Annotated in this window: 22 protein-coding genes and 1 riboswitch; of the genes, 8 read left to right on the top strand and 14 right to left on the bottom strand. The window is 74.2% G+C overall.

Going from position 1 to position 22,100, the window contains the following annotated elements:
• Positions 1 to 250 precede the first annotated feature (250 nt).
• Positions 251 to 781, top strand: coding sequence for a hypothetical protein (locus ACFWA9_RS19335; RefSeq protein WP_380388436.1), 531 nt, complete (start codon positions 251 to 253; stop codon positions 779 to 781).
• 49 nt (positions 782 to 830) lie between these two features.
• On the opposite strand, the gene ACFWA9_RS19340 is transcribed toward ACFWA9_RS19335, so the two are convergent.
• The gene (locus tag ACFWA9_RS19340; protein WP_380388438.1) at positions 831 to 1,652 is read right to left on the bottom strand and encodes an NRDE family protein; all 822 of its coding nucleotides are present in this window, start codon (positions 1,650 to 1,652) and stop codon (positions 831 to 833) included.
• Positions 1,653 to 1,883: 231 nt separating this feature from the next.
• Here ACFWA9_RS19340 and ACFWA9_RS19345 point away from each other — a divergent pair, with 231 nt between their 5' ends.
• Together ACFWA9_RS19345 and ACFWA9_RS19350 are read left to right on the top strand one after the other, a co-directional pair.
• Positions 1,884 to 2,357, top strand: a complete 474-nt coding sequence (locus ACFWA9_RS19345) for a carboxymuconolactone decarboxylase family protein (protein WP_352291176.1) — start codon at positions 1,884 to 1,886, stop codon at positions 2,355 to 2,357.
• A gap of 10 nt (positions 2,358 to 2,367) precedes the next feature.
• Complete coding sequence (locus tag ACFWA9_RS19350; protein ID WP_380388440.1) at positions 2,368 to 3,180, top strand: isocitrate lyase/phosphoenolpyruvate mutase family protein; 813 nt, start codon at positions 2,368 to 2,370, stop codon at positions 3,178 to 3,180.
• Between the two features lie 197 nt (positions 3,181 to 3,377).
• Here ACFWA9_RS19350 and ACFWA9_RS19355 read toward each other — a convergent pair whose 3' ends face one another.
• The 11 genes from ACFWA9_RS19355 to ACFWA9_RS19405 all read right to left on the bottom strand — a co-directional run bounded on the left by ACFWA9_RS19355 (position 3,378) and on the right by ACFWA9_RS19405 (position 13,437).
• Entirely contained in the window at positions 3,378 to 3,635 is a 258-nt protein-coding gene (locus ACFWA9_RS19355; RefSeq protein ID WP_329489049.1) for a hypothetical protein, read from the bottom strand.
• 44 nt (positions 3,636 to 3,679) lie between these two features.
• Entirely contained in the window at positions 3,680 to 4,786 is a 1,107-nt protein-coding gene (locus ACFWA9_RS19360; protein WP_380388442.1) for a cytochrome P450, read from the bottom strand.
• Positions 4,750 to 6,246, bottom strand: a complete 1,497-nt coding sequence (locus ACFWA9_RS19365) for a cytochrome P450 (protein WP_380388443.1) — start codon at positions 6,244 to 6,246, stop codon at positions 4,750 to 4,752. Before ACFWA9_RS19365 ends, ACFWA9_RS19360 begins: the two co-directional genes overlap by 37 nt.
• Positions 6,243 to 6,875, bottom strand: coding sequence for an ATP/GTP-binding protein (locus tag ACFWA9_RS19370; RefSeq protein WP_380388444.1), 633 nt, complete (start codon positions 6,873 to 6,875; stop codon positions 6,243 to 6,245). Before ACFWA9_RS19370 ends, ACFWA9_RS19365 begins: the two co-directional genes overlap by 4 nt.
• A complete protein-coding gene (locus tag ACFWA9_RS19375; RefSeq protein WP_352291173.1) occupies positions 6,853 to 7,200 on the bottom strand; it encodes a DUF742 domain-containing protein in 348 nt (115 codons plus the stop codon). Before ACFWA9_RS19375 ends, ACFWA9_RS19370 begins: the two co-directional genes overlap by 23 nt.
• Positions 7,197 to 7,610 carry a roadblock/LC7 domain-containing protein gene (locus ACFWA9_RS19380; RefSeq protein WP_329489055.1) on the bottom strand — a complete coding sequence of 138 codons (414 nt, stop codon included), beginning with the start codon at positions 7,608 to 7,610 and terminating at the stop codon, positions 7,197 to 7,199. The genes ACFWA9_RS19375 and ACFWA9_RS19380 overlap by 4 nt, the downstream gene beginning before the upstream one ends.
• Positions 7,594 to 8,874 carry a sensor histidine kinase gene (locus tag ACFWA9_RS19385; protein WP_329492194.1) on the bottom strand — a complete coding sequence of 427 codons (1,281 nt, stop codon included), beginning with the start codon at positions 8,872 to 8,874 and terminating at the stop codon, positions 7,594 to 7,596. The genes ACFWA9_RS19380 and ACFWA9_RS19385 overlap by 17 nt, the downstream gene beginning before the upstream one ends.
• A gap of 161 nt (positions 8,875 to 9,035) precedes the next feature.
• On the bottom strand, positions 9,036 to 11,315 hold the full coding sequence (locus ACFWA9_RS19390) for a SpoIIE family protein phosphatase (RefSeq protein WP_380388446.1): 2,280 nt from the start codon (positions 11,313 to 11,315) through the stop codon (positions 9,036 to 9,038).
• 243 nt (positions 11,316 to 11,558) lie between these two features.
• Positions 11,559 to 12,128: a TetR/AcrR family transcriptional regulator gene (locus ACFWA9_RS19395; RefSeq protein WP_380388448.1), complete on the bottom strand. Its 570-nt coding sequence runs from the start codon at positions 12,126 to 12,128 to the stop codon at positions 11,559 to 11,561.
• A gap of 64 nt (positions 12,129 to 12,192) precedes the next feature.
• On the bottom strand, positions 12,193 to 13,020 hold the full coding sequence (locus tag ACFWA9_RS19400) for an alpha/beta fold hydrolase (protein ID WP_380388450.1): 828 nt from the start codon (positions 13,018 to 13,020) through the stop codon (positions 12,193 to 12,195).
• Positions 13,021 to 13,146: 126 nt separating this feature from the next.
• A complete protein-coding gene (locus ACFWA9_RS19405; RefSeq protein WP_329489059.1) occupies positions 13,147 to 13,437 on the bottom strand; it encodes a YiaA/YiaB family inner membrane protein in 291 nt (96 codons plus the stop codon).
• Positions 13,438 to 13,681: 244 nt separating this feature from the next.
• Positions 13,682 to 13,840: riboswitch (cyclic di-AMP (ydaO/yuaA leader) on the top strand.
• A gap of 12 nt (positions 13,841 to 13,852) precedes the next feature.
• On the opposite strand from ACFWA9_RS19405, the gene ACFWA9_RS19410 reads away from it, so the two are divergent.
• Positions 13,853 to 14,713 (top strand): M23 family metallopeptidase, encoded by an 861-nt coding sequence (locus ACFWA9_RS19410; protein WP_329489060.1) that lies wholly within the window; start codon positions 13,853 to 13,855, stop codon positions 14,711 to 14,713.
• Between the two features lie 71 nt (positions 14,714 to 14,784).
• Here the strand turns inward: ACFWA9_RS19410 and ACFWA9_RS19415 are convergent, their stop codons facing one another.
• The gene (locus ACFWA9_RS19415) at positions 14,785 to 15,807 is read right to left on the bottom strand and encodes a hypothetical protein (protein ID WP_380388452.1); all 1,023 of its coding nucleotides are present in this window, start codon (positions 15,805 to 15,807) and stop codon (positions 14,785 to 14,787) included.
• A 42-nt stretch (positions 15,808 to 15,849) separates the two neighbouring features.
• Here ACFWA9_RS19415 and ACFWA9_RS19420 point away from each other — a divergent pair, with 42 nt between their 5' ends.
• The 3 genes from ACFWA9_RS19420 (at position 15,850) to ACFWA9_RS19430 (ending at position 18,067) form a co-directional block, all read left to right on the top strand.
• Positions 15,850 to 16,422: a GNAT family N-acetyltransferase gene (locus ACFWA9_RS19420; RefSeq protein WP_380388454.1), complete on the top strand. Its 573-nt coding sequence runs from the start codon at positions 15,850 to 15,852 to the stop codon at positions 16,420 to 16,422.
• 101 nt (positions 16,423 to 16,523) lie between these two features.
• On the top strand, positions 16,524 to 17,237 hold the full coding sequence (locus ACFWA9_RS19425) for a sensor domain-containing protein (protein WP_380388456.1): 714 nt from the start codon (positions 16,524 to 16,526) through the stop codon (positions 17,235 to 17,237).
• A gap of 107 nt (positions 17,238 to 17,344) precedes the next feature.
• A complete protein-coding gene (locus tag ACFWA9_RS19430; RefSeq protein ID WP_380388458.1) occupies positions 17,345 to 18,067 on the top strand; it encodes a class I SAM-dependent methyltransferase in 723 nt (240 codons plus the stop codon).
• Here the strand turns inward: ACFWA9_RS19430 and ACFWA9_RS19435 are convergent.
• Positions 18,064 to 19,143, bottom strand: a complete 1,080-nt coding sequence (locus ACFWA9_RS19435) for a hypothetical protein (RefSeq protein ID WP_380388460.1) — start codon at positions 19,141 to 19,143, stop codon at positions 18,064 to 18,066. The two genes, ACFWA9_RS19430 and ACFWA9_RS19435, sit on opposite strands and share 4 nt — an antisense overlap.
• Positions 19,144 to 19,534: 391 nt before the next feature.
• Between ACFWA9_RS19435 and ACFWA9_RS19440 the strand changes: the two genes are divergently transcribed.
• Positions 19,535 to 21,295 carry a recombinase family protein gene (locus ACFWA9_RS19440; protein ID WP_380388462.1) on the top strand — a complete coding sequence of 587 codons (1,761 nt, stop codon included), beginning with the start codon at positions 19,535 to 19,537 and terminating at the stop codon, positions 21,293 to 21,295.
• Positions 21,296 to 22,100: the final 805 nt, after the last annotated feature.

A 22,100-nucleotide genomic window follows, 5' to 3' on the forward strand; every position in this document is an offset into this window, starting at 1 on the left:
GCGGGCGCACCCACGCGCCCGCCGCCCCGGCCGGAACGTCCACCGGCCACCGCAGGGGTGCGTTCCCGTTCGTCCCGGGAGCGGCTCACTGGGGCGGCCGGTGGGACCGAATCGATGAAGTAGCCGGGAGAGGAAACGAGAAAGGCCAAGAGTAACTGGCAGTAAAGGCTGGACAAGGCGACTGGCGGTCTGTCAGGATCAGGGCTGTCGCCAGGGAACAGGGCCGGCGGCCACACCAGGGGAGGACCACATGTCGCAGGACGACCAGCCGCAGTTCGTCTCGGTGCCGGTGCCGAGTCAGTACGTCACACAGGTGTACGCCTACCTGGCCGGGCTGACCGGCGCCACGGCGAGTGCCCCGACGGCCGCCGGGGCGGGCGGCGCTCCCCCGGCGCTCCCGGCCGGGCCGGAGGAGGGGGCGGCCGGGGAGCCCGGCAAGCTCCCGGTCGTCGAGTGGACCGTCGAGGACTTCCGCCGGCTGATGATCGAACCGCTGGGATCGGTGCAGGTGGTGGCCCGGCTGCTGGACGTGCTGGCCACCCAGCCCGACGCGCGGGTGAGCTACACCGAACTGGCCACCCGGCTGGGCCTGGAGAAGAAGAGCCTGCAGGGCAACCTCGCCGCCTTCACCCGCGCGGTGCACCGGCACTACCACCGCCGCAACTGGCCGATGACCTGGGTGGAGGCGCTCACCAGCGAGCCGGGGCTCAAGTCGGAGTTCTTCTACACCGTCAACGCGACCCTCGCGAGGCGCTGGCTGGAGGCCCGGGCGCAGGGCTGAACGACTCGCCCCGGCCGGGACGGGGGAGTCTGGCGGTTACTCCACCTGTCTAGCCGATCCGGCGCCAGCCGCCGGGCGTGCCCGGCTCCGTCACCGGGGCCGGGCCGAAGTCGTACCGCGGCCCGTCGGGCCCGAAGGCGAGCAGCGAGATCGAGGACGAGCCCCAGATCCGCCCGTCGCCGAACTCCCGCCGCTGGACCAGCGCGGCCGGATCGTCGAGCGCCAGGCCGTCGCCGGAGACGATCGGCAGCCAGGCGCCCCAGGCCTGCTCGGTCGTGGCGGGGCCGGGCCGCGGCGCGGGCCGGGCGGCGGCCCGGAAGCGGGCCCGGAAGTGCGCGGCGCGGGCGGCCATCAGCGAGCGGACCAGCTCGGACGCGGTCCGGTCCGCCGCCAGCCCCTCCGGTCCGTCGTTGAGCACCACGCTCAGCCCGACCGGCAGGTCGCGTTCCGCCAGGATGCTGCCGTCCCAGCTCAGTACCCGTGCGCCGGCCCGGCCGGCGAGGACGAGGTGGAACGGGTCGTACCGCTCCAGGTCGACGCCGGCGAGGCCGCCGTCCCGCAGGGCGATCAGCGGCAGCTCCCCGCGCGAGAGCCGGGCCCGGGCGGGTGCCATGGCCCCGAAGCCGTTCAGCAGACAGGCCGCGGCCGGCCCCGCGGTGCCCGGCTCCGTGGCCCCGGGCACCGCGGCCCCCGGTTCGATGGCGAGCCACGTCCCGCCCGCCGCCAGGTCGAGCCCGCCGACGGCCGCCGGGTGCGCGGGCCAGTGGTGGTCCGGCGGGGACCACCGCCGCCCGGCGTACTCGTCCCGCACCGACAGCAGCAGCACGGGCACCGATGCCGACGGTTCGATGCTGACGAACGCGGTACACACGATCCTGGCCCCCTGACCTCGCCCACCCCGGGCGGCCCGGCTGCACCACCCTCCCCGCGATCCTCGCACGATCGTTCGGATCCGGGCAGGTCCGGGCCCTCGCCCTCCGGCGCCCGCCGTGCCACACTCGGGCGAGCCGCCCGAGGGCCTGCCCCGACCGTGAAGTGGCCCACGATCTCTCGGCCCGAATGTGCCAGGGAGCCAGTCCAGTCGGACCCTAGGCTGGCCGGTATGACGACGAACGACAACGCCACCGTGTCCGCCCCCGAGCAGCGGATCTCCCTCCCCGACCTCGCCCCCGAGTTCTACCGGGCCATGATCGCCCTGGACCGCGCCGCCCGGCAGGGCGTCGACCCCGTCCTCGCCGAGCTGGTCAAGGTGCACGCGTCGATGCTCAACGGCTGCTCCTTCTGCATCGACATGCACGCCACGGACGCCCTGAAGAACGGCGAGCAGAACCACCGGCTGCTCTCCCTGCCGGCCTGGCGGGAGACGTCCTGGTTCACCGCCAAGGAGCGGGCCGCCCTCGCGCTGACCGAGTCGGTCACCCTGCTGACCCAGGGGCACGTGCCGGACGCCGTCTACCAGGAGGCCGCCGAGCACTTCGAGCAGGCCGAGCTGGCCCAGCTGATCGCGCTGATCATCGCCATCAACTCCTGGAACCGGATCGGCGTCACCTCCCGCCTCAGCCCCGCCGCGAAGTAGGGTGCCCGGCATGACGACCACTCAGCACGAGCTGGCCCGCGCCCTCCACGCCCTGCACCGCCCCGGCGAGCCCCTGGTGCTCGCCAACGTGTGGGACGCGGTGGGCGCCCGGCTGGTCGCCGCCGCCGGTGCGCGGGCCGTCGCGACGGCCAGCGCGAGCGTCTCCTGGACGCTCGGCAGCGCGGACGGCGACGCGGCCGACCGCGCCGAGGTGCTGGCCCAGACCGCGCTGATCGTGCGCTCGGTCGCGCTGCCGGTGACGGCGGACCTGGAGAGCGGCTTCGGCGCGACGGCCGCCGAGGTCGGCGAGACCGTCACCGCGCTGCTCGGCACCGGCGCGGTCGGGGTGAACCTGGAGGACGGGGGGCGCCCCGCCGCCGAGGCGGCCGAACGGATCGCGGCCGCCCGGGCCGCCGCCGACGCGGCCGGCGTCCCGCTCTTCGTCAACGGCCGCACCGATGTGTTCCTGAAGCAGCTCGGCGACCCGGCCGGCCGGCTGGACGAGGCCGTCGACCGCCTGCGGGCGTACGTCGCGGCCGGCGCGGACGGCGTGTTCGTGCCCGGCGTCGCGGACCCGGGGACGATCGCCGCCCTGGTGGCCGCCGTCCCGGCGCCGCTGAACGTCCTGGCCGGGCCGGGCTCACCGTCCGTACCGGAGCTGGCGAAGCTCGGCGTGGCCCGGGTCAGCCTCGGGCCGGGCCTGGCCAGGGCGGCGTACGCGGCGGTGCGCCGCGCCGCCGAGGAGGTGTACTCCGAGGGGACGTACACCGCGCTCGACGGCGGGCTCACCTACCAGGAGCTGAACGCCCTCGCGCAGGGCTGACCCGGAGCCGGCGTCCGGACCCGACCGCGAAGTCGGCGACGGACGCCGGCCGCTGTGCGCCCCGAGCGGCGCGCAGTGGCTGGCGGCCGCTTCGCAAGGAGCGCCGGGAGACCGGGAGATCAGGGAGATCAGGGAGACCACGGGGCCCGGGAGCCACAGGGGAGCTCCCGGACCGCCCAGTCCCCGCGCCGGACCGCTCAGCCGATCTGCCCGCTGAGGCCCGGGTGGGTCAACTGGTTGGTGCCGATCGCCTCCACCTCCTGCGCGGCGTGACCGACCAGCGGGAGCTTGCCGGCCTCCTTCAGGGCGAGGTCGCCCGGGGAGAGGTTGAGGCCGCTGGAGAGCCCGTCCAGGGCGTCCGGCGACGTGGCGGTGGAGGTCGTGGCCGACGCGGCCGGGGCGGCCAGGGCGAGGCCTGCCATGGTGAGGGCGGCCAGGGTGGCGAGTTTCTTCATGGAACCCCCAACGACCCGGCCGCCCTCAGGTCACCGCGGCGGCGTCAGACCGTCACCCGCAGCGTCCGCACGCTGTTGCTGATGAACGACCCGATCGGCTCCGGCGCGGGCCCCTCGGCCAGGGCGATCCCCGGGAAGCGGTCGAACAGGTACCGCAGCGCGGTCTCCGCCTCCATCCGGGCGAGTCCGGAGCCGAGGCAGAAGTGCGGGCCGTGGCCGAGCGACAGATGCCGGTTCGGCTGCCGGGTGATGTCGAAGCGGTCGGCGTCCGGGTAGTGCGCGGCGTCCCGGCCGGCGGACGCGTAGGAGGCGAGCAGCGCCTCGCCGCGCCGGATCACCACGTCGCCCACCGGGATGTCCTCGGTCGCGTACCGCAGCGGGAACTGCCCGACCGGCGAGTCGTACCGCAGCGTCTCCTCGACCACCGCGGACCACGGCTGCTCCTCGTCGAGCACCAGCCGCAGCTGCTCGGGGTGCGAGAGCAGGGCGCGGACGGCGTTGGTGATCAGGTTGAGGGTGGTCTCGTGCCCGGCCACCAGCATCAGCAGCAGCGTGCCGACGAGCTCCTGCTCGCTGAGCCGGTCCCCGGACTCGCGGGCGGCGATCAGGTCGGTGGTCAGGTCGTCGCCGGGTTCGGCGCGCTTGGCCTCGACCACGGAGGCGAGCAGCGCCTGGAGCCCCCGCTGGGCGGCGATCGCGGCGGCCGGGGTGGCGGAGCTGGAGACCAGGGTGTCGGAGAGCTCGTGCAGTTCGTCCTGCTGCTTGGGCGGCAGGCCCAGCAGTTCGCCGATGACCTGCATCGGCAGCGGGTAGGCGAAGTGCTCGCGCAGGTCGAACGGGCCCTCCAGCCCGGCGAGGTCGTCGAGCAGCGCCTGTGTGCGGGACTCGACGGCGGGCCGCAGTTCGGCGACCCGGCGCGGGGTGAAGGCCTGGGTGACCAGGCCGCGCAGCCGCCGGTGGTCCTCGCCGTCCACGGTGATCATGCCCGGCACGGTGACGAAGTTCAGCAGCGGCCAGCCCTCGGGCAGCCGGCCCTCGGTGAAGGCGGTCCAGAGCTGCGGGTTCTTGCCCACCCGGGGGTCGGCGAGCAGCTCCTGGAGGGTGTCGTGCCGGGCTATCGCCCAGACCACCACCCCGCCAGGGAGTTCCACCAGGACCGCCGGGCCGGCCTCCCGGAGCCGGGCGTTCTCTCCGTGCTGGTCCCGTCCGAAGGGGTCGAGCCGGATGGGCTCGGGTCGGTGGCCGGGTCGGTCGAGCTCAGGGGCGGCGGTGTCCATGACGGCCTCTCGGGGGCTGGCGGGCGGGGCGGGGTGAAGGCGCTGTAGAGCACCGGCAGGCTGACCAGGGCGCGTGACCAGGGCGACCGGCGCCAGGCCAACTCGCTGGGCGGTACGGCCAGTTGGAGATCGGGAAGGCGGTGCAGCAGGGTCTCGACGGCGGTCTCGACGATGATCCGGGCCGGGTGCTGGGCCGGGCAGACGTGCTTGCCGGCGCCCCAGGCCAGGTGCGCCCGGTTGCCGCCGAGCGAGCCGTGCGCGGCGGCCGAGGCGCCCTGGGCGGCCGGGTCGGCGTTGGCCGCGGCCAGGCCGAGCACGAGCATGTCGCCGGCGCTGATGTACTGGCCGCCGAGGACGGTGTCGCCGGTCGCCCACCGGCCGGGGAAGTTCTGCGTCGGCGGGTCGCGCCAGAGCACCTCCTCCAGCGCGTCGGAGACGGTGAGCCGGCCGCCGGTGAGGGTGGCCCGGAACCGGCGGTCGGTGAGCAGCAGCCGCAGGGTGTTGCCGGTCCAGTTGATGGTGGTCTCGTTGCCCGCGACCATCATCACCACCAGGTGGTGCACCGCCTCCTCGTCGCTGAGCGCGGCCGGATGGGCCAGCAGCCAGGAGGTGAGGTCGGCCCCGGGCGTGGCGCGGCGGCGCCGGACGAGGTCGACCAGGATCGCCTGGAACTCCGCGCTGGCGCGCACGGAGTCCTTGCTGCTGTCGACGAAGTGGCTGATCAGGCCGATCAGATGCGGTCCGGCCTCGGCGGGCAGTCCGATCAGCTGGGTGAAGACCAGCAGCGGCAGCCGACGGGCGTACTGCGCGATCAGGTCGGCGGTGCCGTCCGGGCCCCAGCTGTCGATCAGGGCGTCGGCGGCGGCCTCGGTGGTCTCGCGCAGCTGGCGGTGGTCGATCTCGGCCAGCGTGTCGGCGACGGCGGCGCGCAGCCGCTGGTGCTCGGCGCCGTCCAGGTTGAGCAGGGTGGGACGCCAGGCGGTCATCGGCAGCAGCCGGGAGTCGGCGGCCAGCCGGCCCTCGGCGGGGACCCTCCAGCGGCGCGAGTCCTTGGAGAACAGCGCCTCGTTGCGGGTGAGTTCGAGCAGTTCGGGGTAGCCGAGCACGAGCCAGGCCTCGACCCCCGGCTCCAGCTCGATCGGTGCGACCGGGCCGTACTGGGCCCGCAGCCGGGCGTACAGGCCGTGCGGGTCGTCGGCGACGGCGGCGCCGTACAGCCGGGGCAGCGGCACCCCGGCGGGCAGGGTCCCGGTGGCGTTCGCCGGGCAGCCGGGGGGTGCGGACAGCTGCCCGGCGGACGGCGGAACGGCCGTGCCCGGGTCGGGGGTCGTCATCGCTGGAGCTCCAGTACGGCGGTGGAGTGCAGATGGTCGACGAAGTCGATCAGCAGGTCGTACGCGGCCCGGCGGTCCCGGGCGTCGCAGTACAGGATCGGTACGTCGGGCAGCAGGTCGAGGGCGGAGCGCAGCTCCTCCTCGGGGTAACTCGGGGTGTCCGGGAAGGTGTTGACGGCGACCGCGAACGGGATCCGCTGCTCCTCCAGCCGGCCGAGCACGTCGAAGCTCTCGTCCGGGCGGCGCAGGTCGACCATCGCGATGGCGCCGAGCGCGCCGCGCGACAGGTCGTCCCAGAGCGGCCAGAACCGCTGCTGCCCGGGGGTGCCGAAGAGGTAGAGGGCGAGCCGGGGGTTGAGCGTGATCCGGCCGAAGTCCAGCGCGACCGTGGTGGTGGTCTTGCCCGGCCGCCCGGTGAGGTCGTCGATGCCGCTGCTGGCGGCCGTCATGGTCTCCTCGGTGCGCAGCGGCGTGATCTCGCTCAGTGCGCCGACCAGGGTGGTCTTGCCGACCCCGAACGGGCCGGTGACCAGGATCTTCACGGCGCCCTGGACGGACGGCGGCAGGTACTGGGGCTCCGGCGCCGAGGGCTCGGCGTGGCGCGGGTCAGCGGAGTTGGCGGAGGCCAACGAGCACCTCTTCCAAGAGGGTTGCGGGCAGGCGTTCGGCCTGCGGGACGGGCGGGAGCACCTGGACGGCGCCGAGGTCCCAGAGGTCGCCGACCAGCACCTTGACGACGCCGAGCGGCAGCCCGAGGTAGGCGGCCACCTCGGCGACCGACAGCAGGCTGCGGCAGAGGTCCAGGATGCGCTGGTGCTCGCGGTTGAGCAGGGCGTCCTCGGGGAGGTCGGGCCGGTCGGGTAAGGCGCTGACCAGGCTCTCGACGGCGAGCGCGGACCGGGTGGACCGGCTGCGGCCGCCGGTGATCACATAGGGCCGGACCGGCCCGTTCACCGCCGGCCCCCCGCCGCGTGATCGACGCGCGGCGGGCTGGTGAGGTGGCTGCCGATCCGCTCGACGAGGACCTGCATCTGGTAGGCGACCAGGCCGGCGTCGACCGCCTCGCCGGTCACCACGGCCAGGTGGGCCCCGGCCCCGGCGGCGACCACGAAGAGGTAGCCGCCGCCGTACTCGATGACGATCTGGCGGGTGGCGCTGCCGTGGCCGCCGAAGCCCTGGGCGACGCCGCGGGCCAGCGACTGCAGGCCCGAGCAGGCGGCGGCGAGCCGCTCGGCGTCCTCGCGCAGGATGCCCGCGCTGCGGCCGATCTCCAGGCCGTCGTTGGACACCACGACGGCGTGCTGGACCTCGGGGACGGAGATGATGTCGGCGAGCAGCCAGCCGAGATCAGGGGTGGTGGTCATGGAACTCTCCGAAGCGCTGGGGGAGCTGGGGGGAAGCGGGCAGGGAACGGTGGGGCTGGGCCTGCGTCCGGGCGGCCGACCGGCCGTCGGCGGTGCCGGCCTGGAACATCGCCATGAACGCCCGGGCATCCTGCGCCGACCGGTAGGGCGGGGCGGGCGCCGGCGGGGGAGCGGCCGGCGAGGCGTGGCGGTTGGAGCGGTCGCGCCGGTGGCTCCGGCGGGGCAGCGGCGGCGGAGCGGCGGGGCCGGCCGGCGGGGTCTCCACCAGGGGGTGTGCGGTGGTCCGCGGATGTCCGCCCGGGTAGGGGGAGGCCGGGTTCCGGTGGGGGTCGGCCGGGAACGCCGGGTCGTCGGGGCCGAGGCCCGGGACGGTCGGCGGGAGCGGCTCGGTGAGCAGCGCGTTCGGCAGCAGCACCACGACCCGGACCCCGCCGTACGGGGAGGGCGCCGAACTGAGGGTGACCCGGAACCCGTACTGCTCGGCGAGCCGGCCGACCGCGGCCAGGCCCAGCTGCGGCACCTCGCCGAGGCGGGACACCTCCAGCGAGGTGCCGCCGGCCAGCGCGGAGGCCGCCTTGGCGACGGCCGGCTCGGGCATCCCGACGCCGCCGTCGTCGATCTCGACGACGGCGCCGTTGTGGACCGGCATCAGCGTGACGAACACCTGGGTGCTGGGCGGTGAGTAGCGGGTGGCGTTGTCCAGCAGCTCGGCCACGGCGTGGATGAGCGCCTCGGCGGCGGCGCCGACCACGGCGGTCTCGATCCGGCTGCGGACCACCACCCGCTGGAAGGGCAGGATGCGCGACTGGGCACCGCGCACCACGTCCTCCAGCGAGACCGGTTCGGGCCAGTGCCGCCCGGCCCGGGCGCCGCACAGCACGGCCAGGGTCTGGGCGAGGCGGGCCTGTTGGGCGGCGGCGTGGTCGGCCTTGAGCAGGCCCTCCAGCAGCGCCGGGTCGTCGTGGGTGCGCTCCATCTCGTCGAGCAGGGCCTGCTGGTCGTGGGCCATCACGAGGATCCGGCGGGCCACGCTGAGGAAGGCCCGCTGGGTGGAGGCGTTGAGTTCCTGCTCCTGCTGGACGGCCGCCAGTTCGCTGCCCCGGCGGGCGAGTTCGACGGCGAGCTGGTCCTGGAGGCGGGCGTTCTCGCGCTGCTGCCGGTCGGCCCGGCGGCGCTGGGTGACGGAGACGGCGCGGTAGCGGGCGGCGGCCACGAGGGCGAGGGCGGCGAGAACGCCGGTTGCCGTTGCACACCACTGAGTCATCGTCACGCCGCGAATTCTAGGGTGATGATCCTACGAAGGTGTGAACGGATCTCGCCAAGTGACCGGATCTCGTCAATATCCCGTCCATACGACGTCAATCCGACCTGCTTCCGGCCCGGCCGCGCCGCCCCCGGGGCCGCTCCCCCGGCACCGCCGGAGGCTCACTGAACCGGCGAACTCCGGTGCAGCAACAGCAGAGCGACGTCGTCCGGCCGGGAGCGGCGCTCGGTCACGTTGAGGGTGAGCAGGTCGGCGAGGCGCTCCAGGGCGGCGGCCGGGCCGAGGCGGATCGGACCGGCCTGCCGGGCCCACAGCTCCAGCCCGCCGAGCATCCGCTGCACCGACTCGTCGTAGTCCTCCTCGCGGTCCTCGACCAGCCCGTCCGTGTAGACCAGCAGCGTCTCGCCGACCGCCAGGTGCCCGACCGTCAGGTGGTACGGCTGCCCCGGGTCCACGCCCAGCGGCGGGCCGCCCGGCAGGTCCAGCTCGACGGCCGCGGCGTCCGGCGCGATCCGGACCGGCGAGGGGTGACCGGCCCGGGCCGCCCGGACCGTCCCGTCGGCGGGGTCGAGGGTGAGGTAGAGGCAGGTGGCGAAGAGGTCGGTGTCGAGTTCGGACAGCAGCCGGCTGGTCCGGGCCAGGGTGGCGGCCGGGTCGTGGCCGTCGGTGGCGTACGCGCGCAGACCGCTGCGCAGCTGGCCCATCACGGCGGTGGCCTCGGCGTTGTGGCCCTGGACGTCGCCGATCACCAGGCCGATCCGGCCGTCCGGCAGCCGCAGCAGGTCGTACCAGTCGCCGCCGATCTGCATGCCCTCGGTGCTGGGCAGGTAGCGCGCGGCGCTGGCGATCCCGGGCAGCCGGGGCAGGGTGCGCGGCAGCATGGCGCGCTGCAGTTCGGTGGCCCGGTGGTGGTGGGTGTCGTAGAGCCGGGCGCGCTCCAGGGACTGCGCCAGGATGCCGGCGAAGGCGGAGTAGAGGGTGCGGTCCTCGCGGCCGAAGACCCGTTCGGTGGAGAAGGTGATCAGGCAGGAGCCGACCTGCCGCCCGGAGGCGACCAGTGGCAGCACCGCCCAGGACGCCGGGGTCAGTGGCCCGCCGCCGCCCGGCCGGGTGGTGGCGGGCTCGCTGAACAGCGGGGCGGCGCGGGCCAGCGAGTGCTGCATCACGCCCTCGGAGAGGTCGGCCAGCCGGGTCAGCTCGGTCCGGCGCGGGCCGCCGTACACGGTGTGCGAGACGGGCAGCAGCCGGCCCTCGTCGACCAGGTCGAGCACGATGCTGGCGGCGCCGAAGGCCGGCCGGGCGACGTCGGTCACCGCGGTGGTCAAGTCCCGGACGGTGACCGCGCGGGACAGCGCGCGGGTGAGCGCCAGCAGCAGCGCCGAGCGGGCGCCGGCCGCCGGGGCGCCGCCGCCCGCTCCGCCGCCGGCCGCCTCCTCCGCGGGGGCGCCCGCGCGGTCCCGGTCGGCCAGCAGCCCGGCGACCCGGACCGGCCGGCGGTGCACGTCCAGCATCACCTCGCCGGTCTCCTCGATCCGGATCACACCGCCGTCGCGGCGCGGCACCCGGTACTCGATCCGGTACGGGCCGCCGGTGGCGAGCGCCTCGGCGAGGGCGGCCTGGACGTCCGGGAGGTCCTCGGGGTGGACCAGCCCGTCCAGGTCGGGTGCGGTGGGCGGGCCGTCGGGCGGCACGGGGCGGTCGACCAGCCGGTAGGCGGTGGCGTCCCAGAAGGTCTCGCCGGTCACCAGATCGCGCTCGAAGGCGCCGTGCCCGGCGGACCGGACGGCGAGCGAGAGCATCGGGTGGGCCAGTGCGGCGGCCCGCCCGTCCGTACCGGCCTCGCCGCCGGTCCCCGGGTGGGCCGTCCCGGCCGGGCGGGCCCCCGCCCGCGCGCTGTCGAGCAGATGGGCGAGCCGGTGGGCGCAGGCGTCGCCGAGCGTCTCCAGCACGTCCAGATCGCGGCGGGGGACGGTGCCCCGGTGGGCGAGGGCGAGGGCGAGCACGCCGATCGGCCGTTCGTCGACGATCATCGGCAGGGCGATCAGCGCGACCATTCCGGTGCCCATGCCGGCATTGCGGTGGGGATAGTCGACGCTGGTGCGCTCCGGACTGAGCAGGTACGGGCGGCGCAGTCGCAGGGCCATCGCGGCGGGCAGCTCGCTCGCCGGATCGATGACGCCGTAGCGCTCGTGGACCCAGTCGGGCAGGCCGTGCGAGGCGGTGAGCCGGAGCATCCCGGCGCTGTCCAGCAGGTAGAGCGCGGAGCCCTCACCGGTGATCCAGCCCGGGCCCTCGGCGAGCACGGTCCCGAGGAGTTCGGCGGCGGTGGTGCAGCCGAGCAGTAACCGGACACAGCGCATCGCGCTGCGCGCGGTGGGGCTGCTGCGCGGGGCCCGGCTCTCGTCCTCGGAGGGGGGAAGCCACGGTGAGGTCAGGTCCATGGGATTTCCCGGCCTTTCCGTCGCCTTGTCGGGCACCCAATTCTTCATACCTCATTTCCGATGCCGGTGAAGGGTGACCCGGACGGCGCACCGGTGCCGGGGTGCGGACGCCGGTCGTGCCCTGCCCGGCCGCTCCGACCGGGTGGTCCGCCGTGGTCCGGCCGGCCCGCCGCGCGGGGTGCGCCGGGTGCGGCGCCCGGCCGGGCGAACTCACGGAGCCCCGGCGCGCGGTGGGGGCGGGGTTCAGGCCCCGGGCCAGTTCCGGAGGCCGCCGGTGAGGAGGGTGATCAGGCGGTCCTGGGTGTCGGAGAGGTTCTCGGCGAGCTGGAACCCGCCGCCGATCGACAGCGAGGCGAAGCCGTGGGCGACCGAGCGGACGGTCCGGGCGGCGTGGACGGCCTCGGAGCCCTCCAGTCCGTAGCCGCGGAGCACCGCGAGGATCACCCCGACCAGCCGGCCGCCCGCCCTGGCCAGGTCGTCGTCCGGCTGCGGGGCCTGCGGCAGCGCGGCGTACCGGTGCGGGTACTCGGTGGCGTAGCCGTGGTAGGCCCGCAGGACGGCGGCGACGGCGTCGTCCCCGCCGCGGCCGACGGCGGCCTCGGCGAGCCGGTCGGCGAGTTCCTCGGTGACCCGGACGGCGATCAGCCGGCGCAGCTCGGCGAGTCCGCCGGTGACGTGCTTGTACAGCGAGGGGGTGGCCACCTGGGCCCGTCCGGCGACGGCGGCCAGGGTGAGGGCCTCGGCGCCCTGTTCGTCGATGAGGGCGAGGGCGTGGTCGACGACCTGCTCGGGGGTCAGTCCGACTCGGGGCATGGTGCGGTCTCCGTGGGCGAGGTAGCGGGCGGGCTCGGGCCGGCTCGGCGAGGAAGGGGCGGGCTCAGGCCAGCTCGGCGAGGAAGGGCAGCAGGGCGTCGGCGGTGGCCTGCGGCCGGTCGGCCATCGGGTAGTGGCCGGAGCCCTCGATCATCACCTTGCGGCCGTTCAGCGCGGCGGCCTGCCGGTCGGCGACCAGCTCGGGGTTCGGGAAGTCGGGGTCCTTGGTGCCCATCAGGACCAGCGCCGGGCAGCTCACGGCGGCGGTCCAGCCGTTCGGCGCGGAGTCCCCGCGCACGTAGCCCCGGGTGGCCTGCTTGCGGCCCGGCATGCGCATCGCGGCGACCAGTCCGTCCACGTAGGCGTCGAAGTCGGCCGGCTTGGGACCGGGGTACGCCATCTTGCGGTGGTAGAGGCCCCAGAACGCGGGCGAGTGCACCAGCAGGACGCCCATCACGCCGAACATCGCGCGCTGCAGCGCGTTCGGCGGCGGGTTCTCGACGAAGGCGTCCACCAGGACGATCCCGGCCACCCGCTCCGGCGCGTCCCCGGCCACCTTGACCACCGTCGCACCGGCGTAGGAGTTGCCGACCAGCGTGGCGCGGTCGATGCCGAGGTGGTCCAGCAGGGCGAGGACGTCGGTGGCGATCGCGGCCGGCGTGTAGTCGTCCCAGGCGATCGAGGACTCGCCGAACCCGCGCAGGTCCAGGGTGATCACCCGGTGGCCCGCGGCCACCAGCAGCGGGCGCAGGTGCCGGTACGCGGCACGGCTGTCGAGCATCCCGGGGAGCAGGACGAGGGGGGCGCCGTCGCCCTGCTCGGTGTCGTCGAAGGCCAGCCGGCCGCCGGGGAGGTCGAGGTACTGGGTGCTGGGGGTGAAGGTGCCGGGCATGGGGGCCTCCTCGGTCCGCGGGGACGGGCTGTCGGCGTTGCGCCGATAGCCATAAAGCTAAGGCTAATAGCCTTAGCCGTCAAGCCCTCGACCGGCCGGACCCCGGGGTGGCCCCGGTGCCGCGGCTCAGACCCCCTCCACCTTGAACGGGTCGTGCTCGGCGAGCAGCTTCTCCAGTCGCGCCTGGTCCACCCGGGTGACGATCTCGTTGGTCTCCTGCCGGTCCCGGATCACCTTGGCCAGGGTGAAGGCGGAGGTGACGGTGTAGAGCAGGCCGACCGCGAGGAAGGCGCGGGTCCAGCCGCCGACCGGCAGATAGGCGATGCCGACGGCGAGGGCGCCGCCGGAGAGGGCGAAGGAGAGGACGGCCTGGAGGTGGTACGCGGCCGTGGTGCGTGACTGCATCGGTGCGTTCATGGCGCCAGGATGGCCGCGCCGGGAGCGCCGCACATGAGTAGGAGTACTCAAGTGGGGGGCCGTTCGTTGACGTCCCCTCACGTTCGGTAGTGTCAGGTGCCGCCGATCCGCCCAAATCGCCCATCAGGTCACGTACCGTCCGGGTAGTATCCGGCTGTCCCGAACGGACGGCTTGGAATCAGAGGCTCCTAGGATTAACGTTTGATAACGCAGCGCGGTTCGTAACGCCGTACCCAGACGGCACCGTGCGCCGTCGCCTAATCCCGCCGGCCGGCCTCCGGGCAGGCCAGGGAGCCGGGGAACCATGTTCCTTGGGGTGAATCGGCCGGGCCCAGGCCCAGCCGTAGGAGACCTTCCTGCTCCGAACCCGTCAGCTAACCCGGTAGGCGCGAAGGAAGGAAAGGAGCGCGCCTCCGTGGCGTCGTCGCACTCTCCGGCACACCTGCCCGGCTCCCCCGCCGGCACCCAGCTGCTCGACCACCCCTGGCCGCCCGCCCACCCGGGCGAGTTCGGCGGGTCCGGCGTCGAGACCGGGCCGCAGGCCCCCGACAGCAACCGGCACCGGATGCCCCGTCAGACCCGCGGCACCGCCCCGCTGCTCGGCGTCACCGCCGTGGCCGCCACCCTCGGTGCGACCGGCTTCGCCTCCGCCACCCCGGCCGCCGCCCCCGCCGTCGAGGTCCCGGACGAGACCCCGGTCGCGCTCGCCGCGGACCCGGGCCTCGCGCTCGCCGCCCGGATCCAGCAGCAGGCGGACAGCCAGCGCACCGCCGCCGAGGAGGGCGCCCGCCTGCAGGCCGCCAAGGAGGCCGAGGTCAAGCGCGCGGCCCAGCAGCAGGAGGCCAAGCGGGCCGCCGAGGAGGCCGAGAAGGCCAAGCTCGCCGCCATCGAGCTGCCGGTGCGCGACTACCACCTCTCGGCCCACTACGGCCAGAGCGCCTCCTACTGGGCCCACCTGCACACCGGCCTGGACTTCGCCGCCGACACCGGCACCCCGGTCTACGCGGTCGGCCAGGGCACCATCACCTCGGCCGGCTGGGCCGGGTCGTACGGCTACCGGATCGTCGAGACGCTGCCCGACGGCACCGAGATCTGGTACTGCCACCTCTCCTCGATCATCAAGGGCTCCGGCAAGGTCGTCCCCGGGCAGCAGCTCGGCAAGGTGGGGGCCACCGGCAACGTCACCGGCCCGCACCTGCACCTGGAGGTCCGCCCCGGCGGCGGTGCCCCGGTCGACCCGGAGAGCTGGTTCGAGCAGCGCGGCGTGACCCCCTGACCGGCGTCGCCTCCTGACAGCCCGCCGCGGTGCCCCGGTCGTCGTCACGACGGCCGGGGCACCGTCGCGTCTCAGGCCCCGGCGGCCGCGCCGGTCCCGCCCGGCCGGTCGGCGGACCCGTGCCCGTGCCCGGGCGCGTAGCCGTACTCGTCCCCGTAGTCGTCCCCGTACTCGTCCCCGGGCTCGTCGTCCCCGTACTCCCCGGCGTCCTCCGCCTCGCCGGGTGCCCCGGGCAGCTGCGCCAGGTACGCGTCGATCTCCTCCTGGCCCGGCTCCGGGGCCAGCTCCGGGAACTCCTCCACCAGCAGCCGCGGCAGCCCCGGCACCGTCCACTCGCCGAAGAGGTCCAGCGCGGCCTCGACGGCGGCCTCCTCGAACGCCCCGAAGTCCCCGGCCAGCTCCTCGGGCATCGGCCGGCCCTGCGCGGTGAGCTCCTCCAGGTTGCGGTAGCTGCGCCGCATCAGCCCCTGCTCCAGCAGCCGCCGGGCACCGTCGGTGGCCATCCCGACGCTGAGCGGCCGGGCGCCGTCCCAGCCCCCGTCGTCCACCGGGTCCAGCGCGCCCGTCGCCTCCAGCCGCTCGTAGGCGGCCGCCCGGTCTTCCGGCGCCAGCTCCCGGAACGCCTCCAGCCAGGCCCGGACCGCCGCCCCGTCGGCCGGGTCCACCCCGTCCGCCCGCAGCAGCAGCGTGTACAGCCGGGGCCAGGTCACCAGGTCGGCGCGGCGCAGCAGCCCGGCGGCCACCTCGCCCTGCCACTCGGCCTCCGCGTGCAGCCGCTCCTGCCGCTTGGCGTTCAGCCGCTTCGCCGCCCGCTGGTGGTCGATCAGCAGCCGCACCGCGGCGCCGTACGCCAGCGGGTCCTGCTCCGGCTCGGGCTGGACGTACAGGTAGAGCCGCTCGTACAGCAGTTGTTCCACGGCGTCCGAGGTCAGCTCCGGCCAGCCGTCACGCATCCTGCCCTCACCCAGCTCCAGCAGCGCCAGCACCGCCCGCACCGGCGCCTCGGCCACCGGCGGGTGGCCGTGCGCCTGCGCCCAGGCGAGCAGTTCGGCGGCTTTGGTGCGCGGGGCGAGCCGCAGGTCTTCTTCTTCCATGTCACGTAAGGTAACCGGAAAGCCCGGGTAGGGTCGGCAGGCATGGTCCCCGTCCGACTCACCGGCCCCCGCCTGGCCATCCGCGAGTTCCACCACAGCGCCGCCGACGTCGACGCCCTGTACGCGGTGTTCGGCGACCGGGAGGCCACCCGCTACCTCCCGTTCGAGCCGCGTGACCGCGAGGACTGCGCCGACCAGATCGAGCAGTACCTGGAGGAGGCGCAGCAGGACGAGCGGACGGTCTACCGGCTGGCCGTCACCCGCCGCGCCGACGCGGACGCCCCGTCCCGCGCCGTCCCGATCGGCAACGCCGCCCTCACGCTCGGCGGCCACCGCAGCGCCGACCTCGGCTACGCGCTGCGCCCCGACACCTGGGGCAACGGCTACGCGGGCGAGATCACCGGGCTGCTCTGCGACTTCGCCTTCGGCCCGCTCGGGCTGCACCGGCTGGTCGCCCGGGTGGACGTGGAGAACACGGCCTCGGTCCGGGTGCTCATCCGGGCCGGCTTCCGCCTGGAGGGCCGGATCCGGCACGACGCGCACCTGCGCGGCGGCTGGCGCGACTCCTTCCAGTACTCGCTGCTCGCCCACGAGTGGCCCCGGGTGGGGGGTTAACCCCCGGCCCGCTTCGCGGGGGAGCCGGATGTCCGCCCGGCCCGGCCTTTGACAGGGTTGTGACGTCAGCCCGGCACGCCACCGAGAAGGACCCGAGGGCCATGAGCAGCAGCCTCAGCACGCAGCGCAGCGAGTACGACCGCGACGACGCGGTACGGCGCACCGAGGAGCCGCCGTACGCCTGGCGGGCGCCGTTCTCGTCCTACTACTACCGGGAGCTCGGCTTCACCCTCACCGCGGTGCCGGTGGCCCTCGCCGGGTTCGCCTTCGCCGTCACGCTGTTCGCCTTCGGTGTCGGCACTCTCGTCACCGTGCTCGGCATGCCGGTGCTGGCCGCTCTGACCGCCGGGGCCCGGGGTTTCGGCCGGCTGGAGCGGGCCCGGGTCCGCGGCATGCTGGCGCTGGACGTGCCCGGCCCGAAGCCGGTCCGGGCGCGCCGGCCGGGCAGCTGGGGTGCGATCACCGCGCGGCTGGTGGACGCGGCGGGCTGGAAGGCCGTGCTCTACCAGGTGGTGATGCTCCCGTGGGCGCTCTTCAGCTTCGTGATGTCGCTGACGTTCCTGCTGGTCGGCTGGACGCTGGCGCTCTACCCGCTCTACCACTGGGTCTACCCGAAGTACGTCGGCTGGCGGGGCTTCCGGGTGTTCGACTACTACGACGGCAACGGCGTCGAGCACGTCTACTACGTCGAGGGGCCGCTGCAGATCGCCGGGCTCTCGCTGCTGGGCTTCGTGTTCGTCTTCCTGACCCCGCAGCTGGTGCGCGGCCTGACCAACGTCAACCGGCTCGCCGCCCGGGCTCTGCTCGGCCGCTGACCGGTCCACCCGCCGCCCCACCGCCCGGCCCCACCAGCCCCACCGGCCCCGCCCCGCCCCGGACGCTCCGGGGTGCGGGCGGGGCCGGCCCGTGGTCCGATGACCGCATGGCCGCCCCGACCGACCTCGCCGCCGACGTCCCGGTCACCTCCCGCCCGCTGGACGAGTACTGCGCGCTGTTCGACCTGACCCGGGCCGGGCTCGCGGCCCTCCCCGGGCCGGTCCTCGACTGCCCGGGCGGCGCCGCCGGGCTCGCGGCCGAGGCACGCGAGCTGGGCTGCCGGGTGATCGCCACCGATCCCGCGTACGCCTGGCCGGCCCCCGAGCTCGCGGCCCGCGCGCTGGCCGCCCGCGCCGCCATGGCGGCCGCGATGGCCGCCCGCCCCGAGCTGTACCCGGCGTCCCACCACCGCCCGGCCGACCGCTACCTGCGCAGCTGGGACCGGGCCCGCCGGCTGTTCGCCGCGGACGCCGCCGCCCACCCGCAGCGGTACGTGGCCGCCGCGCTGCCCCGGCTGCCGTTCGCGGACGACACCTTCGCGCTCACCCTCAGCGGGTTCCTGCTGTTCGTCTACCCCGAACTCTTCGGCCCCGAGCAGCAGTTGGCCGCGCTGACCGAGCTGGTCCGGGTGACCGCCCCCGGCGGCGAGGTCCGGGTCCACCCGCTGAACGACGCCGCGGGCCGGCGCTGCCGGCACCTCGACGGGCTGCGCCGCGCGCTGGGCGAGCGCCGGATCGCCAGCGAGGTCCGCCCGCTCCCGGCCGGTGCGGGGCGCCTCGGCCGGGTCCTCGTCCTGCGCGCCGCCGACTGCCGGCGCCGGGGCGGCTAGCCCGGCTGCCGCTCCGGCCGGTCGGTCTCGGGCGGGCGGGCCGGCTGCCCGGCCGGCTGCCCGGCCGGACCGGTCTGCTGCGGGAGGGTGACCTGCGGGGGGAGCGGAGCCGGTGACTCCAGCCGGGAGAGGATCTTCTCCGCCAGCCAGCTCCGGTCGGAGCCGTACGGGATGCCGTCCGGCGCCACCAGCCGGCCGGCCACCGCGTCCCGCAGCCGCTGCGCCTGTGCGGCCGGCAGCCAGGAGAGCAGGCCCCGGGCGGCCAGCAGCGCGTGGTACTGCTCGAAGCCGGAGCGCGGGTGCTCGATCGCCTCCAGCACGCTGGTCAGGTCGGCCAGCGCGGGATCGCCCTGCATCAGGGCGAGCGCCTGGATCCGCCGGTCGTCGGCGCCGTCCGCGAACAGCTCCCGGACCCGGTCCGCGGTGAGCGCCGAGCGCCGGGCCGTCGACCGGACCTCGGCCATCACGCTCTCCGGCCCGGTCGTCACGTTCGACGGCAGCAGGCGGGCCGGGTCGTCCGCCCGGCCGGTGCTGCCGCCCAGCAGGCCCAGGTGCTGCATCGCGCGGACCCGCAGGTCGTCCGCGCCCACCTTGTCGCCCCGGAGGTCGCGGTCCTGGCCGGCCAGGAAGAGGTCGAGCGCCTGGTCGGCGCCGGAGAGCACCCGGGGCAGGGCGAGCCGCGTCACCAGCCAGCCGGTCAGGAAACCGAGAACGAGGAAGTAGAGGACCAGCGCGGCCGCGAAGGGGGCCGCGCCCTCGCCGCCGCCCAGTGCGGGGGCCAGCGCCGCGCCCAGCTGGTGCAGCCGCTCGCCGAGCGAGCCGAGCTGGGTCAGGCCGACGCCGAGCAGCACCTTGGTCAGCCAGTCGGAGACCTGCTCCAGATTGGTGTTCGGGGCGTAGGAGCCGTGCGGCTCACCGGCCGGGCCGCCGCGCGCCCGGGGCACGCCGAACAGGAAGCCGAGCGCGCCGCCGAGCACCGCCGAGGCCCCGGTCACCACCAGCCCGCCGCCCAGCGCCTGCCAGCTGTGCGCCCGGTCGAGGGAGAACAGCACCAGGCCGAGCGCCCCCACCCCCACCAGCGCTCCGGCCGCTCCCCGTTGTGCCGTTCGCAGGGCCGTCGTGCCCCCGGTCCGCCGCGTCCTCGCCATCGCCTACCCCCTGTGGCCGCCCCGCTCCGCTCCGGAACCCGCGCCGACTCTAGCGTCGGAGCGGTGGGAGGCAAACGCCCCGGGCCGCCGTCCGGGCCGATCGGTGCCGGAACAGCAGACAGCCCGTGGGCTGCTCCTCGCTGCAGCGAGGCACCGGGGATGTTCCGGTGAGCCCACGGGCCGGGTGACTGCTTGGAATTCGCCTGCCGGAGGCACGGGGCCTCGTCCTGCGCAGGCAGGGGCGGCTCTAGCGAGCAGCCACCTCACGCATCCTGATGGAACTCATGTTTATAGGATGCTGCGCACTATGACACCGTACGTGAGCCGGAACATCCGGCCGGCAGAACTTGAGTCCGTCCGCGCCGCGATCTACGCCCGCCAGTCCAAGCGGCGCCTGGACGACTCCGAGACCTCCACCGAGTCCCAGATCGGCCGGGGCAAGTCCCTGGCCGAGGGCAAGGGGTGGAAGGTCGGCCGGGTCTTCCAGGACATCGGGAAGTCCGGTTGGGACCCGGATACCGAGCGTGCGGGGTTCGACGCCATGATGGCGGCGGTCCGAGCTGGTGAGGTGGACGTGGTGGTCGTCTTCTCGCTGGCGCGCCTCACCCGCCAGGGCGCAATGGAAGCGATGCGCATCAATGACGTGCTGACGCAGCACGGCGTGCGTCTGGTCTCCGTTGAGGAACCGTTCCTCGACACCACGCACCCGATAGGGGTGGCCGTCTTCGCGCTGATCGCAGCTCTGGCGCAGCAGGAGTCGGAGTTGAAGTCCGCGCACATCTCCGAGGCCAAGGCGGAACTCAAGGCGATCGGCAGCCACGTGTCCGGCCGCCCGCCGTTCGGCATGAAGACGGAGCGGGTCAAGGAAGGGAAGTTGGTTCGCTCCCAGTTGGTGCCCGAGCCCGAGGCAGCCGAGAAGGTCCGAGCCATCGTCAAGCGCGTCATGGACGGCGAGACGGTCTCTGCCATCGTGCAGAGCCTCAACGAGTCGGGCGAACCGTCCCCCGGGGCGCTCGCGCTGGCAGCGGGGCGAAAGCGGTCCGGGCGCTCCCGGAGCAACATCACACCGCTCGACCCGAAGTGCCCTCCCCTCTGGGATGTGGGCACGGTGAACACCCTGCTGCGTCACCCCGCGCTCGCCGGATTCGCTGCCCAGTGGGTGACCAACCCGGACGGCACGAAGCGACGACGGGAGGTCATGCGCGACAAGAGCGGCGCCCCCATGGCAGTGCACCAGGGCCTTATGGAGCCGGTCGACTGGTACCGGCTGCAAGACGTCCTCAAGGGGCGGTCCCGAGCCTCGATCCGGCCCCGCAACCCCGAGAACGCCCGAACGCTGCTGGGCGGTTGGGGCATCCTTCGCTGCGGCATCTGCAACGCCAACATGGTGTACGAGGGCGGTCAGCGTCGGTACACGTGCCCTCGGCCCACCAGTCGCGTGAATTCGCATGGTCTGACGATCCGAGCAGAGGCGGCCGACGCTGCTGCCGCTGGTCTCGTGTGGCACCGTCTGGCGACCGCCGATATCGACGACCCGGACGACCGCGAGTGGCTGGCCGCCGCTGCCCTCAAGTACGCCCGCCAGAGGGACACCGCTGGACTGGAGGAGGAGCGGGCCGAGACCGCTGCCCAGCTTGAGCACGTCCAGGACTCCATGCGGCAGCTCTACGCTGACCGCTCAGAGGGCCTGTACAACGGTCCGATTGGTCGGCAGGCGTTCAAGGACACCTTGGTCAAGTACACGGCCCACGAGCAGAGTTGCAAGGACCGATTGGCGCAGATCGCTGCCGAGACAAGCCGAACGATTGAGATCCCTTCGTCGTGGTCGGGGCTGGACCCGGACGAGGACCCCTTGGGCGAGGGCAGCGTCTGGGCTGGCTGGGACACGGTGCAACGGCGTGAGTTCCTGGCCTACTTCGTGACCGCCTTCACGGTGGCCCGTTCGGACAAGCGGGGTCGAAGCGCAGCAACAGATCAGCGAGTAACAGCGGACTGGGCGCTGCTCACTGTGGACGGCCCCGAAGAAGACGAACCCTCCGAGAGCGCTGACGCGACGCCGCCGAGCTACTCGGGGACGTGATCAGCTACGTAGATGCAGCAGGCGAGCGCCCGCCGGTTCGGGGGTGGGTAGCCAAGCTGTAGGCCGTTCCCTGGTCGAGCCCCGGTCTGGCCCCGTGCCCGGCCGGGGCTTCTCTGCACCGCCAACACCCCGGGCTTTCGCCTCACAGTGGGGAGAGCCGGCGGCCGGTCGAGCGGCGGGAGTGACGAAGTGACGATTTCGAGGGTGATTCCATGTTCTCTTAGCGTTTCGAAGTCTTAGAGAACCCTGAAACAGCTTCGAAATCGTCACTTCGTCACTCGATGGGGCCTCGGGAATCCTTTCTCTCCTTACCTAGTGAGGGCGGGCAGCAACCGCAGCGGCGCCGCCTCGGCGGGCCGCTGGAATTGCTCCCCCTCCTTACCTAGTGAGAGCGGGATTACCGCGCACCCTCCGACGGATACGGCGGACCGAGTGCCCCTCTTACCAGCTTTGCCCGTGCACCACGCACCCGCTCGCCGGGTGGCCGCCGGAGTTGTGAGGCAGAGCGTGGGGACTGCACCCGCCCGGGAACCGGCGTCTGTTAGGGCGCCCTATACCCCGAGCTTCAGCCGCACAGCGGGCAGGGACCGACGGTCGGTCGAGCAGCGGGAGTGACGAAGTGACGATTTCGAGGGTGGTTCTGGTTTCTCTAGCGTTTGGAAATCTAAGAGAACATGGAACAAGGCTCGAAATCGTCACTGCTGCTCGGTCCCGGGAAACCTCCGCTCTCCACTACAGGGTAGAGAGAAACGGTGTTCCGGTCCGGAAGGGCCTCGGGAAACCTTCGCCCTCCACTACATGCCGA

Origin of the sequence: Kitasatospora sp. NPDC059973 (genome assembly GCF_042737525.1) — a bacterium.
In the GTDB taxonomy this organism is placed as follows: Bacteria; Actinomycetota; Actinomycetes; order Streptomycetales; family Streptomycetaceae; genus Kitasatospora.